Raw genomic sequence first — 15013 nt, forward strand, 5'->3', positions numbered from 1 at the left:
CCACTTGTGGATAGCTCGGGGCCTGCTCCCCCGGCTGCACTCCGAGCTGCCCGGCGGCCACCCGCTGGTACCCCAGCTGGCCGTGGCCCGGTTGCCGCGGCGTGCCCAGCGGGAACGACCCCTGCGACGGCGCTGCCGGGAGTCCCGCCGGCGGCCCCCACCGCGTCGGCCGCCCCGGCGACTGCCGAGGATGCCCCGGTGGGTACTGACCTTGCGGCGGAACGCTCACGGCATCTCCTAAATGATCTACGTGCCGAGCGGGAAACCTAGCCGACCGCCACCTCGGCCAGTCCGGAAACCCGCGAATCGTTCCCAGAACCACCCCGTTCCGCCACCGGGTGGCCACTCAGCGGGAGCACGGTCGGACCGAACGCGACCAGTGGAATACTGGAGGACGGTCCGGCCGTTGTTCCGCACGCCGATCACCTGCGCAAAGAGTCGTCCAGCCCGAGGAGCCGCACCCGTGACCGACGGACCGCTCATCGTCCAGTCCGACAAGACCCTGCTGCTCGAAGTCGACCACGCCCAGGCCGACGAGGCCCGCAGCTCCATCGCGCCGTTCGCCGAGCTGGAACGCGCCCCCGAACACGTGCACACCTACCGGATCACCCCGCTGGCGCTGTGGAACGCGCGCGCCGCGGGGCACGACGCCGAGCAGGTCGTGGACGGCCTCGTCCGCTTCTCCCGCTACCCCGTGCCGCAGCCGCTGCTGGTGGACATCGTCGAGACGATGGGCCGGTTCGGCCGGCTGCAGCTCGCCCAGGACCCGGCGCACGGGCTGGTGCTGATCTCGCTGGACCGGGCGGTGCTCGAAGAGATCCTGCGCAACAAGAAGATCATCCCGATGCTCGGCGCCCGCATCGACGACGACACGGTGGCCGTGCACCCCAGCGAGCGCGGCAGGCTCAAGCAGCTGCTGCTCAAGATCGGCTGGCCCGCCGAGGACCTCGCGGGCTACGTCGACGGCGAGGCGCACCCCATCGAACTCGCCGAGGACGGCTGGAGCCTGCGCGACTACCAGCGCCAAGCCGTGCAGTCGTTCTGGGCGGGCGGCTCCGGCGTGGTCGTGCTGCCCTGCGGCGCGGGCAAGACCCTCGTCGGCGCCGCCGCGATGGCCGAAGCGGGCGCGACCACGCTGATCCTCGTCACCAACACCGTCGCGGGCAGGCAGTGGAAGCGGGAGCTGATCGAACGCACCTCGCTCACCGAGGAGGAGATCGGCGAGTACTCCGGCGAGAAGAAGGAGATCCGCCCGGTCACCATCGCCACCTACCAGGTGATCACCCGCAAGTCGAAGGGCGAGTACAAGCACCTGGAGCTGTTCGACTCCCGCGACTGGGGCCTCGTCGTCTACGACGAAGTGCACCTGCTGCCCGCCCCCGTGTTCCGGATGACCGCCGACCTCCAGTCCCGCCGCCGCCTCGGCCTCACCGCCACCCTGGTGCGCGAGGACGGCCGCGAAGGCGACGTGTTCTCGCTGATCGGCCCGAAGCGCTTCGACGCGCCGTGGAAGGACATCGAGTCCCAGGGCTGGATCGCCCCCGCCGACTGCGTCGAGGTCCGGGTCACGCTCACCGAGAACGAACGCCTCCAGTACGCGACCTCCGAAGCCGAGGAGCGCTACAAGGTGTGCTCCACCGCGCGCACCAAGGCCCCGGTCGTGCGCGCCATCCTCGACCAGCACCCCGGTGAGCCGGCGCTGGTCATCGGCGCCTACCTGGAGCAGCTGCACGAGCTCGGCGAAGCGCTCGACGCCCCGATCATCGAGGGCTCGACGAAGAACAAGGAACGCGAGAAGCTGTTCGACGCCTTCCGCAACGGCGAGATCAGCAGGCTCGTCGTGTCGAAGGTGGCGAACTTCTCCATCGACCTGCCGGAGGCGTCGGTGGCGGTGCAGGTCTCCGGCACCTTCGGATCCCGCCAGGAGGAGGCGCAGCGGCTGGGCCGGTTGCTGCGGCCGAAGACCGAACGCAAGCAGGCGCACTTCTACTCGGTCGTCTCCCGCGACACACTGGACACCGACTACGCGGCGCACCGGCAGCGGTTCCTCGCCGAGCAGGGCTACGCCTACCGCATCGTGGACGCCGACGACCTGCTCGGACCGGCCCTGCCCGATGTCGGCTGAGCCGCACCCGCGCCCGCGCGACGCGGGACCCGAATTCGGTTGCGGCACCCGCCGCCACGACGCAGGAGCGAGGTCGTATTTTCGTGGTCGTCGGTGAAACCACCCGTGCCTCAGACGGCACCGGTTACCGTTGCGACAGCACACGCAGCACTGGAGATCGGATGACCACCGAGAAGCACAACACCGCGATGGGTGGTGCACACCGGTTCATCGGGCTGGCGGAGAACCTCGAACGTCACGCGGGCACCCCCACGGCCGCGGAGCCGCCCAACGTGCGCGGCGAGAACCGCGGCTACGGGCTGGTGTTCTTCCACTTGGAGCAGTACCACCTGAGCACCGTGATCAGCTCGGGTCTGCGGTTCCAGCCGCTGGGCGCGGACCCGGCGCAGGAGCTGGCGTGCACCGTCTACAAGGAGCAGGCGGAAGCGGCCCGGCACCTGGTGGACGTGACGTCCGAACTGCTGGTGCAGAGCGGCACGCACCTCGTGCCGGACCAGATCGTGCCGAACGAGAACCCGCTGCTGCCGGACACCGAGTTCTACGGCGTCCTGGCCAGCGGCCACCCGCTGTTCCCACCGGAGTTCACCCGGTTCACCGATCCCGACGGCACCGAGCAGCTGCAGGTGTACACGCTGCTGCCGGTGACCCTGGGCGAGCTGAACTACATCCTCGACAACGGGGTGACCGCGCTGCGCCAGCAGTGGGCCCGCTTCGAGGTCGACGTGTTCGACCTGGGCCGCCCCAGCGTCGCCTGACGCCGCGCGGAACCCGATCGCACCGGCCTCCCGCGCGGGGGCCGGCGCTTCGCGTCGTGCGCCCCACGACGTCCTGGCACGCACCTCCCGCGTCCGCTCGGGTCCGCGGGAAGGCCGCTCTGGCGAGACGATGACGCGGGCACCCGAGTTCGGGAGGAACGCCGTGGTGACGGCCGAGCCGGAAGGACCAGACATGACCGCGAACGGGTCGACGATCAGCTTGGCCGAGCTCGACGCGGTCCGCGTGTACGGCCTACCCATGCGCACCCGGTTCCGCGGCATCACCCGCAGGCAGGGCGTGCTGCTCGGCGGCCCGGCCGGGTGGGGCGAGTTCTGCCCGTTCGAGGACTACGACGACGCCGCGTCCGTGCCCTGGCTGGCCGCGGCGCTGGAAGCCTGCGCCGGTGACTGGCCGGAACCGGTGCGCGACCAGGTGCCGGTGAACTGCACGGTGCCCGCCGTGGACGCCGCGAAGGCGCACGCGATCGTCGCCGCCTCCGGCTGCACCACGGCGAAGGTCAAGGTCGCCGAACGCTCCCAGACCCCCGCCGACGACGTCGAACGCGTCGCCGCCGTCCGGGACGCGCTGGGGCCGACCGGGGCGATCCGGGTGGACGCGAACGCCGCCTGGGACGTGGACACCGCCATCGCCCGCATCGCCGAGCTGGACCGGGCCGCGGGCGGCCTCGAATACGTGGAGCAGCCCAGCCCGACCATCGAGGACCTCGCCGCGGTGCGCCGCAAGGTGCAGGTGCGCATCGCCGCCGACGAGTCCATCCGCCGCGCCGAGGACCCGCTGAAGGTCGCCGTCGCCGAGGCCGCCGACGTCGCCGTGCTCAAGGCGGCCCCGCTGGGCGGGGTGCGGCGCGCGCTGCGAGTCGCGGAGGCGTGCGGGCTGCCGTGCGTGGTGTCCTCCGCCGTGGAGACCAGCGTGGGTCTCGCCGCGCAGCTCGCGCTGGCCGGGGCGCTGCCGGAGCTGCCCTTCGCGTGCGGGCTGGGGACCATGTCGCTGCTGGACGGGGACGTGGTCAGCGACTCGCTGGTGCCGCGCGCGGGCGTGCTGCCGGTGCCGCGGCGCGCTCCGCTGCCGGACCCGGCGCGGGTCGCCGCCGCCACCCCCGGCGCCGAGGACCAGCGCCGCTGGCTAGACCGCCTGGTCCGCGTGCACACCCTCCTCACCACCCGCTGACCCACCCGGTTCGAAGTGAGCGGACCGTTCGTCCAATCCCGTTGGACGAACAGTCCGCTCACGCAACCACCCCACTCGACCGGCGAGCAGTCGACCCAGATGAAGTGAACGGACCATCTGCCCAATCCCGTTGGACGAACGGTCCGTTCACTCGAACCCGCCTCGCGAGCGCTACGCCCCTGGGAGCAGTGGTTCACCGAGTGAACGGACCATCTGTCCGAACCCGTTGGACGAACGGTCCGTTCACTCCCTTCGGGTCGGGGTGGTGGGCGGGATGGTTGGGTGGGGGCATGACCGGCTCCGCGCAGTCCCTGCCCCACCTGGTCCGCTGCTGGCAGCGCGGCTGGGGCGTGGCGTGCGGCCTGGCTCCGGCGGATGAGGCGGACGGGGCGCTGCACGTGCTGTCCGGCAAGCCGGGCCGCCACCTGGAGAGCCTCGTGCTCGACGCCGACGGGGACCCCGGGGCGCTGCGCGCGCTCGCCGCGCAGGTCGCCGGTTCACCGCACCCGGACTGGCTGACGGTGCCGACGACGGCGCCGCGCGAGGTGGCGGAGGTGCTGGGCGAGGAAGGGCTCCGGCTCGCCGCCGAGCAGGAGCACTTCATGACGATCGACCTGCGCGAACACCCGGACCTCCCGGTCGCCGCCCCGTACGCGGTGTCGCTGGACCGGGACGGGCCGATCCTCGACATCCGGGTCGTCGACGAGCACGACCGCCCCGCCGCCCACGGCGTCATGGTGGTGCTGGACGGGGTGGCCGTGGCGCACAACATCGCCACCTACCGCACGCACCGGCGGCGCGGCCTCGGCGGCGCGGTGATGAGCTCGCTCGTGCGCGCGGCGATCGGACTCGGAGCGGAAACGGGCCTGCTCACCGCCAGCAGGCAGGGCCGACACCTCTACACGGCGCTGGGCTGGGCGAACCGCGCGGGAGTCGTCAGCGCGGGCACGCGCGAACCCCGCAGGTGACCCCGCGCCTCACGCGCGACGGCGGCGGAGGCGGCGCAGCAGGAGTCCCACGACGAGCACGGCGGCGGCGACGGGCAGCGCGCGCTTGAGCACCGGGGTGCCCGCGGCGCCCAGCAGGTCGATGGCCTCGTCGTTCGGCACGGTGCCACCGGTGATCACCGAGTCGGCGCGCTCGGCGGGGCGCTGGGCGGCGGTGGTGGAGGAGGCCACCGCGTCGGCGGATCCGGCCCGCTCCGAGGCGGGCGAAGTGACCCGCCACGCGGGAGTGCGGCCGACCCGCGCGGCCTTCGCCGCGGCGGACGCCTCGGCCGCCGCGGTCGGGTGCTCGCCGTTCGTCGGCTGCCCGGCGGTGGACTTCGCGGACGTGGCGTCCTTCGCGTCACCGGCCGCCTCACCGGACTTGGCCGCTTCACCGGACTTCGCGGTCTCGCCCGGCTTCGCGGCGCCGCCGGTCGTGCCGGACTTCGCCGCCGGACCCGACCCGGTCGCGCCCGCGGCGCCGGTGTCCTCGCCGGTGAGGCTCCGGGCCAGGTTGCCCGCGAACTGGTTCAGGATCTTGCCGCCCACCTCGGACATCAGCCCGCGCCCGAGCTGAGCCGGTTTGCCCGTCACCTTCAGATCCGTGTCGACCTGCGCCGAGGTGCTGTCCCCGTCCGCGGTGAGCGTGACGGTGACGGTGGCCGCCGCGGTGCCGTTGCCGCGGGAGTCCTTGCCGCTGGCGTCGATGACGACCCGGCGCCCCGCCTCGTCGACCTCCTTGAACGAGCCGGTCCCCTTGTACAGCAAGGAGATCGGGCCCAGCTTCACCTTCACCGAACCGGCGAAGTCGTTGCCCTCGGCGCTGCTGAGGGTGGCGCCGGGCATGCACGGGGCGACCCGCTCGGGGTCGATGATCGCCGGCCACGCCACGTCGACCGGGACCGGAACGGTGAAGTGGTGCTGCATCTGCACGGGACAAGTCCTCCTGGTAGATCGCCGCACGGTGTGCGGGGCGAAGCTCCGCGGGCGTGCGCGCCGGATGCGCACGGCGACGTGGCCCCGACCGGCGACCACCCGCGCCAGTCTCCCCGCGCACGCCGCCGTGCACCAGGGAGGCCGGTGCGCCGCAGGACGCACCGACCCGTCCATTCCTACACCCCGGCGGCGGCGGACACCGCGCGCCCGGTGAGCACCTCGGCGAGGTGCTCCCGGTAGTCCACGTCGGCGCTCGCGTCGGCGGTGGGGCTGGTGCCGTCGGCGGCGTGCCGGGCTGCCTGCCTGATCGCGTCCGCGGTGGCCGGGGCTCCGACCAGCGCCCGTTCCACGCCGGAAGCGCGGATCGGGGTGGCGGCCATGTTGGTGAGCCCGACGCGCGCCTCGGCGATGGTGCCGCCGTCGACTCGGACGGCGGCGGCGACACCGACCATCGACCAGGCCTGGGCGACCCGGTTGAACTTCTCGTAGTGCGCCGACCAGCCCGTCCACTTCGGCAGCCGCACCTCCACCAGCAGTTCGTCCGGTTCGAGGGCGGTGGTGAAGAAGTCCACGAAGAACTCGGCGGCGGGCACCGCGCGGCGCCCGCCGGGTCCGGCGAGCACCATCTCGGCGTCCAGCACCAGCGCGGGCGCGGGCAGGTCCCCGGCCGGGTCCGCGTGCGCGAGCGACCCGCCGAACGTGCCGCGGTGGCGCACCTGCGGGTCGGCGACGGTGCGGGTGGCCAGTTCGAGCAGCGGCAGGTGCTCGTGGACCAGCGGGTCGCGGGTGATCTCGTGGTGGGTGGTCATGGCGCCGATGGCGATGCGGTCGCCGTCGGCGCGGACGCCGCGCAGCTCCGGGATCTTGCCCACGTCGACGACGAGCTGCGGGTCGGCGAGCCGCATCCGCAGCACCGGCAGCAGGCTCTGCCCGCCGCCGAGCACCTTGGCCTCGTCACCGGCCTGCTGCAGCGCCAGCACCGCCTCTTCCACTGTGGACGGTGCGACGTAGTCGAATGCCGCCGAGATCATCGGGTCCCTCCCTGAGTCATCGAACCCATGCCGCCACCGGATTCCGGCGCGGTGGCACCGGAAGCGCGCGCCCCGGTGATCGCCCGCCACACCCGCTGCGGCGAGCAGGGCATCTCCACGTCGGTCACGCCGAACGGCCGCAGCGCGTCCACCACCGCGTTGACCACCGCCGGGGTGGAGGCGATCGTGCCCGCCTCCCCGACGCCCTTCACGCCCAGCGCGTTCGACGTCGCCCGCGTCTCGGTGCGGTCGGTGGCGTACTCCGGCAGGTCCACCGCGGACGGCACCAGGTAGTCCGCGAGCGTCGCCGTGGTGAGCGTGCCGCCCTCGTCGTGGACGGCTTCTTCGAACAGCGCCTGCGCGATGCCCTGCGCGAGCCCGCCGTGCACCTGGCCCTCCACGATGAGCGGGTTCACGACCGCGCCCACGTCGTCCACGCACGCGTACTTCCGGATCCGCACCCGACCGGTCTCGGTGTCCACTTCGACCGCGCACAGGTGGGTGCCGTGCGGGAACGAGAAGTTCTCCGGGTCGAAGGTCGCGTCGGCGTCCAAGCTGGGCTCCACGCCCTCCGGGAGGTCGTGGGCTGCGAACGCGGCCAGCGCCACCTCGCCCAGCGCCGTGGCCCGGTCGGTGCCGCGCACGCCGAACCGGCCCTCGGTGAACTCGACGTCGTCCTCGGCGCACTCCATCAGGTGCGCGGCGATCTTGCGGGCCTTGTCGATCACCTTGTCGGCGGCGGCGACCACCGCCATGCCGCCGACGGCCAGCGACCGCGAACCGTAGGTGTCCAGGCCCTTCGGCGAGCTCTGCGTGTCGCCGTGCAGCACCGCGACGTCCTCGAACGGAACGCCCATCCGGTCGGCGACGATCTGGCTCCACGCCGTCTCGTGGCCTTGGCCGTGCGGTGAGACGCCGGTGACGACCTCGACCTTGCCGGTGGGCAGCACCCGGATCGCCGCGTGCTCCCAGCCGCCCGCGCCGTAGGACAGCGAACCGAGCACGCGGGACGGGGCGAGCCCGCACATCTCGGTGAACGTGGAGATCCCGATGCCCAGCCGCACCGTCGCGCCGCGCCGCGCGCGTTCCGCCTGCTCCGCGCGCAGCTCGTCGTAGCCCAGCAGCCGCATCGCCTTGTCGGTGGCCGCCGCGTAGTCGCCCGAGTCGTAGGTGAGCCCGGAGACCGTGTCGAACGGGAACTCGTCGCGCTCGATCCAGTTCTTGCGGCGCAGCTCCATCGGGTCCATGCCGAGTTCGGCGGCGAGCTCGTCCATCATCCGCTCGATGCCGAACGTGGCCTCCGGCCGTCCCGCGCCGCGGTAGGCGTCGGTGGGGGTCTTGTTGGTGAACACGTTCGTGCAGCTGAAGCGGTAGGCGGGGAACTTGTAGATCCCGTTGAACATGAACGCGCCCAGGATCGGCACGCCGGGCGTGACGAGCCGCAGGTAGGCGCCCATGTCGGCCAGCAGCTCCACCTTCAGCCCGGTGACGGTGCCGTCCCGGCGGGCCGACAGCGACAGCCGCTGCACCTGGTCGCGGCCGTGGTGGGCGGCGACCATCGTCTCGGAGCGCGTCTCCGTCCACTTCACCGGCACGCCGAGCCTGCGGGCCAGCAGGAACGCGATGATCTCCTCCGGCGTCACCTGGAGCTTGCCGCCGAACCCACCGCCCACGTCGGGCGCGATGACGCGGACCTGGTGCTCCGGGACGCCCAGCGTCATCGCCAGCATCAGCCGCAGGATGTGCGGCACCTGGGTGGCCGACCACATCGTGAACTGCTCACCGGTCGGGTCCACCACGACCGAGCGGGGTTCCATGAACGCGGGGATCAGCCGCTGCTGGCGGAACGTGCGGTCCACCCGCACTTCCGCGTCGGCCAGCGCGCGTTCCACGTCGCCACCGGTGCCCGCCTCGGCGGAGTCGAAGGTCCAGGTGGCGCTGCGGTTCGTGCCGAGTTCTTCGTGCACCAGCGGGGAATCCGCAGCAGCGGCGGCGGTGATGTCGAGGACGACGGGCAGGTCGTCGTAGTCCACGTCGATCGCGTCCAGCGCGTCGCGCGCCTCCGCTGCGCTGCGGGCGGCGACGACGGCGACGGCCTCACCGGCGAAGTGCACCGCGTCGACCGCCAGCGACGGTGCCTGCGGGGCCAGCATGTCCTCGGTGATGGGCCACGCGCACGGCAGGCTGCCCTGCTCGTCGGCGAGGTCCCGGCCGGTGAGGACGGCGCGGACTCCGGGCATCCGGCGGGCGCGTTCGGTGTCGATCGAGGCGATCCGGGCGTGCGCTGCGGGGCTGCGCAGCACGGCGAGGTGCAGCATGCCCGGCAGCACCATGTTGTCGGTCCAGCGAGTGCGACCGGTGATCAGCCGGGCGTCCTCCTTGCGCTTGCGGGGGCGGCCGAGTTCCGGCTCCGCAGTGGCGGTCATGGGCGCGTCACCTCCGCCTGCTGCTCGCCGGTGCGCTGCCGCGGGGTGTCGTCGGTGTGCTCCATCGGTGGTCCGGCTCCCGGCTGCATCCGCTGCGCCGCGTCGCGGACGGCCCGGACGATGTTCTGGTAGCCGGTGCAGCGGCAGAGGTTGCCTTCGAGTCCTTCGCGGACCTGCTGGTCGTCCGGGTCCGGTGTTTCGGCGAGCAGGTCCAGCGACTGCATGATCATGCCGGGCGTGCAGAACCCGCATTGCAGCGCGTGGTTGTCGTGGAACGCCTGCTGCATCGGGTGCAGCTCGCCGTCGCGGGCGAGCCCTTCGATCGTGGTGATGTCGTGGCCGTCGGCTTGGACCGCCAGCACGGAACAGGATTTGACGCTGTGCCCGTCCATGTGGACGGTGCAGGCTCCGCAGTTGCTGGTGTCGCAGCCGACGACGGTGCCGACCTTGCCGAGCCGTTCGCGGAGGTGCTGGACGAGCAGGGTGCGGGGTTCGACGTCGTCGGTGTAGTCGGTGCCGTCGACGTTGACGGTGATGCGCGGCATCGGGCCTCCAGAGGACGGGCCGCGGGAGCGCGGGCGTTCGGGAACACGATGACCCCGTTCGAGTGACGGGCGTCACGTCCCCGAGCCTGCTACGCCGCCCCGCCGCAGGCAACCCGGTTCCCATGGCCGGGTGATCCCCGTTCGCCGAGATCCCGACGCGCGCACCGGCCGTTGATCCGCCGACCTCGGCGAACCCGTCAGAAGAGAACGTTCTCCGGCGTCGGCTGGAGGGTGCCAACCCGGAGGCTCCGGACCGGCAGGCGCGGGTAGGGATCACCGGCACCTTCGACCGTGGTCGGCGACTTCCCGGTCATGTCCGCCGGAGTCGCATCGAAGCCGACGGCGGTGAAATCGGTGTCGCCGTACTCGACGCGCACCCCGGAGTAGGCGGTCCCGCCCGGTTCGAGCTGCTGGTCGGCCACCGGCGGGGCGGGGACTTCGACGTAGCCGGTCGGCACCTCGATCGGCGTGCCCTTCGCCGTCACGGGCGTCAAGCGCACCCAGCCGCCGAGCAGGCAGCGCTCCTCGGAGGTGTTGCGCAGTTCCAGCAGGAACGAGCCGGGATCGGCCTGGGCCCGCAAGGTGACCGCGAAGTCCTCACCCGAGCAGTTCGACGCGGAAACGTCCCGCGGAGCAGGGTCCACCGTTGCGGTCGCGGCGGCCTGACCGGTCCCCGTGGTCAGCAGCGCCCCGGCGCACAGTGCCAGGGCAGCGGTGGTGAAGCTCCGCATTCGTCCGTCCCCTCTCGGAAGTCTTTCGCGTGCATTCCTTCCGAGGGACGCGCGGAATCCGCTGCGGTTGCTCCCGCAAGGGGGCGGGAACAACCAGGCCCGGCCGCCGGTGGTCAGCGGTGGATCGGGCCTTCGGTCTCGGCGAGGCGGGCGCCCTGGCCGCCCCAGCGCAGCGCGATCAGCTCCGCCGCGATCGAGACCGCGGTCTCCTCCGGAGTTCGAGCCCCCAGGTCCAGGCCGATCGGCGAGGACAGCCGGGCCAGGTCCGACTCGGACACACCGTTCTCGCGCAGCCGCTGCATCCGGTCGTCGTGGGTCCGCCGCGACCCCATCGCGCCGACGTAGCCGATCCGCTGCCGGAGCGCGAGTTCCAGCACCGGCACGTCGAACTTCGGGTCGTGCGTCAGGACCATCACCGCCGTCCGCGCGTCCAGCCGGCCCGCCTCGGCCTCCGCGGCGAGGTACCGGTGCGGCCAGTCCACGACCACGTCGTCCACGCCGGGGAACCGGCTGCGGGTGGCGAACACGGGCCGCGCGTCGCACACGGTCACCCGGTAGCCGAGGAACGAGCCGATGCGCGCCATCGCGGCGGCGAAGTCGATCGCGCCGAACACCAGCATCCGCGGCGGCGGTTCGAAGGAGTTCACGAACACCCGCATGCCCTCGCCGCGCCGCTGCCCCTCCGGCCCGTACTCCAGGACTCCGCTGCGCCCGCTGGCGAGCATGCCCCGCGCGTCGTCGGCCACCGCGTCGTCGACGCGTCGCTCCCCGAGGCCGCCGCGGGTGCGGTCGTTCCACACCAGCAGGTGCGCCCCGATCCGGGCGGCGTCGGGGTGGTCGACGACGGTCGCGACCGCCACCGGCTCCTCCGCGCGCACCGATTCGGTCACCGCGTCGAAATCGGGGAACGAGGCGCGATCCACCCGCTCCACGAACACGTCGAGGATGCCGCCGCAGGTCAGCCCCACGGCGAACGCGTCGTCGTCGCTGACGCCGTAGCGCTGCAACGCGGCCGGTTCCCCGTCGAGCGCCGCGGTGGCGCGTTCGTACACGGCGCCTTCCACGCAGCCGCCGGAGACGCTGCCGACGGCCTCCCCGGCCTGGGTCACCAGCATCGATGCGCCCGGCGGGCGCGGTGCGGACCGGAAGGTCGCCACCACGGTGCCGAGGCCGACCGCCTCACCGGACTCCCACCGCTTGGCCACCTCATCGAGCACGTCACGCACGAGCCACCTCCGCTGTTCCCGGCCTTTCCCGGGTTTCCGGCCTTTCCCCAGCCATGGACTTCTCAGCGCCGGTGACCCCCGTCGCATTCCCGAGGCGCAGCACCCACGACCACACCCGTTGCAACGAATCGAGGCTGTGCCCGGCGACGAGCCCGTCCAGGTGCGGCAGCGCCGCCACGATCCCGGACTGCACCGGCGCGTACCCCTCGTGCCCGGCGTGCGGGTTCGCCCACACCACGGCGCGGGCCAGCCGCCGCAACCTGCGCAGCTGCTCGTCGAGCAGGCTCACGTCGCCGCGCTCCCAGCCGTCGGAGAACACCACGATCACCGCTCCCCTGGCGACCCCGCGCTGCCCCCACCGGTCCAGGAAGGCCCGCAGCGTTTCGCCGAGCCGGGTGCCGCCGGAGAAGTCCGGCACCGCCTTCGACGCCGCGCGCAGCGCGTGCTCCGGGTCCCGCTGGCGCAGCTGCCGGGTCACGCGGGTCATCCGGGTGCCCAGCGTGAACACCTCGGTGCTCGCCGGGGCGCGGCGGGTCACCACGTGCGCGAAGCGCAGCAGCGCGTCCGCGTACGGGCTCATCGAGCCGGACACGTCGATCAGCAGCACCACCCGGCGCGGCCTGCGGGCCCGGCGGTGCCGGACGAGGCGCAGCGGTTCGCCACCGGTGCGCAGCATCGTCCGCAGCGTCGCGCGGGAATCCAGCGGTCCGCGTCGCGAACGGCTCCACCGCACGGCGGGACGGCTCGGCGGGTCCGGGCGCAACCGCGCGAACAGGCGCCGCAGGTGTTCCCGTTCGGCCGCGCCGAGATCGGCCAGGTCGCGGTGGCGCAGCACCTCGTCGGCGCTGGCCGCCGCCTTGATCGGGTCGTCGTCGGCGGCGTCCTCGTCGGCCTCCCCGGAGGCGAGCGCCGCGATCCGCGTCCGGCGCGGCGCGCTCGGCACCTCGGCGGCGGGCGGCGGTGCCGCGTCGAACCACGAGGTGAACGCCGCGTCGTAGCGGGCGAGGTCCTCCGGGTCGGAGCACAACGTCAACCGGCCCGCCCAGTACACCGCGGACCGCTCGGCGAGGCCGGTGTGCTCGGTCGCGGCGAGGAACGCCTGCACCCGGTCGGGCCCGCACGCCATGCCGGAGTACCGCAGCGACCGGGCGAACCCGACCAGACCGGTGAGCGTGTCCATTCCCCCATTGTGCCGCGAAAAACGCGTCCGGAGGACGCCTGATCGGCAGGACGGGCGGAGTCGCGCTCGCCCGGCACCGGCGGAGCGCTCGAACGCCGACGCCCTCGGCCGTCCCGCTCGCCGCGACGAGCGCGCAGGTCAGGACCCCGTTCGGCGAGTCATGGCCCACCGGCGCGGAAAAACCTCAGTCCCGATCGTCCGGTTCGCCGAGGATTCCCGAGGCGCGGACCCGGTCGGTGTCCTCGCGGTACTTCAGGACGGCCCCCAGCGTGGCGGCGGCCGAGTCCGCGTCGAAGGTGTCGTCGTCCAGGGCCTGCAACGCCTGCGCCCAGTCCAGCGCCTCGGCGACGCCCGGTGGTTTCACCAGGTCCAGTTCCCGCATCCGCTGCACCGCTTCCGCCACCTGCCCGGCCAGCCGCGGGCGCAGGTCCGGCAACCTGCGGCGCAGGATGCCCACCTCGCGCTCCAGGTCCGGGTGCTCCAGCCAGTGGTAGAGGCAGCGGCGCTTGAGCGCGTCGTGGACTTCGCGGGTGCGGTTCGACGTCAGCACCACCACCGGCGGGACGGTGGCGCGGACCTCGCCGAACTCGGGGATGCTCACCGCGTATTCGGACAGCACCTCCAGCAGGAACGCCTCGAACTCGTCGTCGGCGCGGTCGATCTCGTCGACCAGCAGCACGCACGGCGCTTCCCGCAGCGCGCGCAGCAGCGGGCGAGCCAGCAGGAATCGTTCGGTGTAGAGCGAGGATTCGGCGGCATCCGCGTCCAGCGCGCCCTCGGTGGCGGCCTCCAGGGTCCGCAGGTGCAGCAGCTGCCGCGGGAAGTCCCAGTCGTAGAGGGCCTGCGACGCGTCGATGCCCTCGTGGCACTGCAACCGGATCAGGTCCACGCCCAGCGCCTTGGCCAGCGCCTGCGCGAGCGCGGTCTTGCCGGTCCCCGGCTCCCCTTCGCACAGCAGCGGGCGCCGCATGCTCAGGGCGAGGAACGCGGCGGTCGCGATCCCCGCGTTCGGCAGGTACCCCGCATCGTCCAACGCCGCGGCCACCGCGCTCGGGGACCACATCCCCACCTCACCGTCATCACCCACACCACGAGCGTAAGCGAGCCCCCGCTCACTTCCACCATCCCGCCGAACGTTGTTCAACCTCCGCCAATTTCGCGAGAAGTCGAAGGACGACCCATCCCGGCGTGCTCCCCTCCGACCGACGATCCCCCCTGGCCACGACACCGCGCTCGGGTCGAGATCGAGGCCGTTCGCGTGCGAACCTATTTCGATTTCTCGCGAAATCGCGCGAAATCCGACACGCCGGGGGCGTCAGGCGGCGGAGGGACGGGTGATGTCGGTGAGGTCCACGTTGCGCTGCTCCCAGCGGTCGTAGAGGGCGTCCCTGCCGTAGCGGGCCACCAGCTGCGACTCGGCGCGGGTGATCGGCAGCAGCGTGATCAGCTGCAGCACCGGCGTGCCGTCCTCGTCGAGCAGCACGTCGAACTCGTCGGCGAGGTAGGGGTGCGGCGCGGCGAGCGCGCCCGCGACCTCCGTGCCGGGCAGCAGCGCCCGATCGTTCATGATCAGCGCGCCGTAGCCGACCCGGCTGTTCGACTCGGTGAGCAGCTCGGCGATCACCGAGGTCAGGTGCCGCCCGTACCGCTCCTGGTCGGCGTGCACCGTGCACAGCACCTCTTGCGGCAGCGGCGCGCCCGCGGTGTGCTCGCGCAGGCCGCTGGTCAGCAGCGACACGTACGGGCCGGAGTGGTGGTCGCAGTACACGAGGTGGTAGTCGCGTTCGCGCCCCTCGGTGTCCCGGCTGTCGGCTCCGCGCACGGTGCCGACGTACTTCTCGACGTGCGCGGGAAACCCGCTGAACCGGCTCATGCCGCCACCC

General features: G+C 72.7%; 13 protein-coding genes. 4 read left to right on the top strand and 9 right to left on the bottom strand.

Going from position 1 to position 15013, the window contains the following annotated elements; genetic code table 11:
* Positions 1 to 463 precede the first annotated feature (463 nt).
* The 4 genes from ACWD38_RS11765 (at position 464) to ACWD38_RS11780 (ending at position 5037) form a co-directional block, all read left to right on the top strand.
* Positions 464 to 2125, top strand: coding sequence for a DNA repair helicase XPB (locus tag ACWD38_RS11765; protein ID WP_450124037.1), 1662 nt, complete (start codon positions 464 to 466; stop codon positions 2123 to 2125).
* Between the two features lie 161 nt (positions 2126 to 2286).
* Complete coding sequence (locus ACWD38_RS11770; protein ID WP_184483328.1) at positions 2287 to 2880, top strand: suppressor of fused domain protein; 594 nt, start codon at positions 2287 to 2289, stop codon at positions 2878 to 2880.
* Between the two features lie 193 nt (positions 2881 to 3073).
* On the top strand, positions 3074 to 4069 hold the full coding sequence (locus ACWD38_RS11775; RefSeq protein ID WP_184483330.1) for an o-succinylbenzoate synthase: 996 nt from the start codon (positions 3074 to 3076) through the stop codon (positions 4067 to 4069).
* Between the two features lie 290 nt (positions 4070 to 4359).
* Positions 4360 to 5037: a GNAT family N-acetyltransferase gene (locus ACWD38_RS11780; protein WP_450124038.1), complete on the top strand. Its 678-nt coding sequence runs from the start codon at positions 4360 to 4362 to the stop codon at positions 5035 to 5037.
* A gap of 9 nt (positions 5038 to 5046) precedes the next feature.
* On the opposite strand, the gene ACWD38_RS11785 is transcribed toward ACWD38_RS11780, so the two are convergent.
* The 9 genes from ACWD38_RS11785 to ACWD38_RS11825 form a co-directional block, all read right to left on the bottom strand.
* The gene (locus ACWD38_RS11785) at positions 5047 to 5988 is read right to left on the bottom strand and encodes an SRPBCC domain-containing protein (protein ID WP_184483334.1); all 942 of its coding nucleotides are present in this window, start codon (positions 5986 to 5988) and stop codon (positions 5047 to 5049) included.
* Between the two features lie 179 nt (positions 5989 to 6167).
* Positions 6168 to 7022 (bottom strand): FAD binding domain-containing protein, encoded by an 855-nt coding sequence (locus ACWD38_RS11790; RefSeq protein ID WP_450124039.1) that lies wholly within the window; start codon positions 7020 to 7022, stop codon positions 6168 to 6170.
* A complete protein-coding gene (locus tag ACWD38_RS11795; protein WP_184483338.1) occupies positions 7019 to 9448 on the bottom strand; it encodes a xanthine dehydrogenase family protein molybdopterin-binding subunit in 2430 nt (809 codons plus the stop codon). The genes ACWD38_RS11790 and ACWD38_RS11795 overlap by 4 nt, the downstream gene beginning before the upstream one ends.
* A complete protein-coding gene (locus ACWD38_RS11800; protein ID WP_184483340.1) occupies positions 9445 to 9993 on the bottom strand; it encodes a (2Fe-2S)-binding protein in 549 nt (182 codons plus the stop codon). Before ACWD38_RS11800 ends, ACWD38_RS11795 begins: the two co-directional genes overlap by 4 nt.
* Positions 9994 to 10190: 197 nt before the next feature.
* The gene (locus ACWD38_RS11805; protein ID WP_184483342.1) at positions 10191 to 10724 is read right to left on the bottom strand and encodes a DUF4232 domain-containing protein; all 534 of its coding nucleotides are present in this window, start codon (positions 10722 to 10724) and stop codon (positions 10191 to 10193) included.
* Positions 10725 to 10837: 113 nt separating this feature from the next.
* On the bottom strand, positions 10838 to 11950 hold the full coding sequence (locus ACWD38_RS11810; RefSeq protein ID WP_184483344.1) for an XdhC family protein: 1113 nt from the start codon (positions 11948 to 11950) through the stop codon (positions 10838 to 10840).
* Positions 11943 to 13130, bottom strand: a complete 1188-nt coding sequence (locus ACWD38_RS11815; protein ID WP_184483346.1) for a vWA domain-containing protein — start codon at positions 13128 to 13130, stop codon at positions 11943 to 11945. Before ACWD38_RS11815 ends, ACWD38_RS11810 begins: the two co-directional genes overlap by 8 nt.
* A gap of 184 nt (positions 13131 to 13314) precedes the next feature.
* Complete coding sequence (locus tag ACWD38_RS11820; protein ID WP_184485828.1) at positions 13315 to 14193, bottom strand: AAA family ATPase; 879 nt, start codon at positions 14191 to 14193, stop codon at positions 13315 to 13317.
* 252 nt (positions 14194 to 14445) lie between these two features.
* Positions 14446 to 15003: a suppressor of fused domain protein gene (locus tag ACWD38_RS11825; RefSeq protein WP_184483348.1), complete on the bottom strand. Its 558-nt coding sequence runs from the start codon at positions 15001 to 15003 to the stop codon at positions 14446 to 14448.
* Positions 15004 to 15013 lie beyond the last annotated feature (10 nt).

Source organism: Saccharopolyspora sp. NPDC002578 (genome assembly GCF_053592695.1).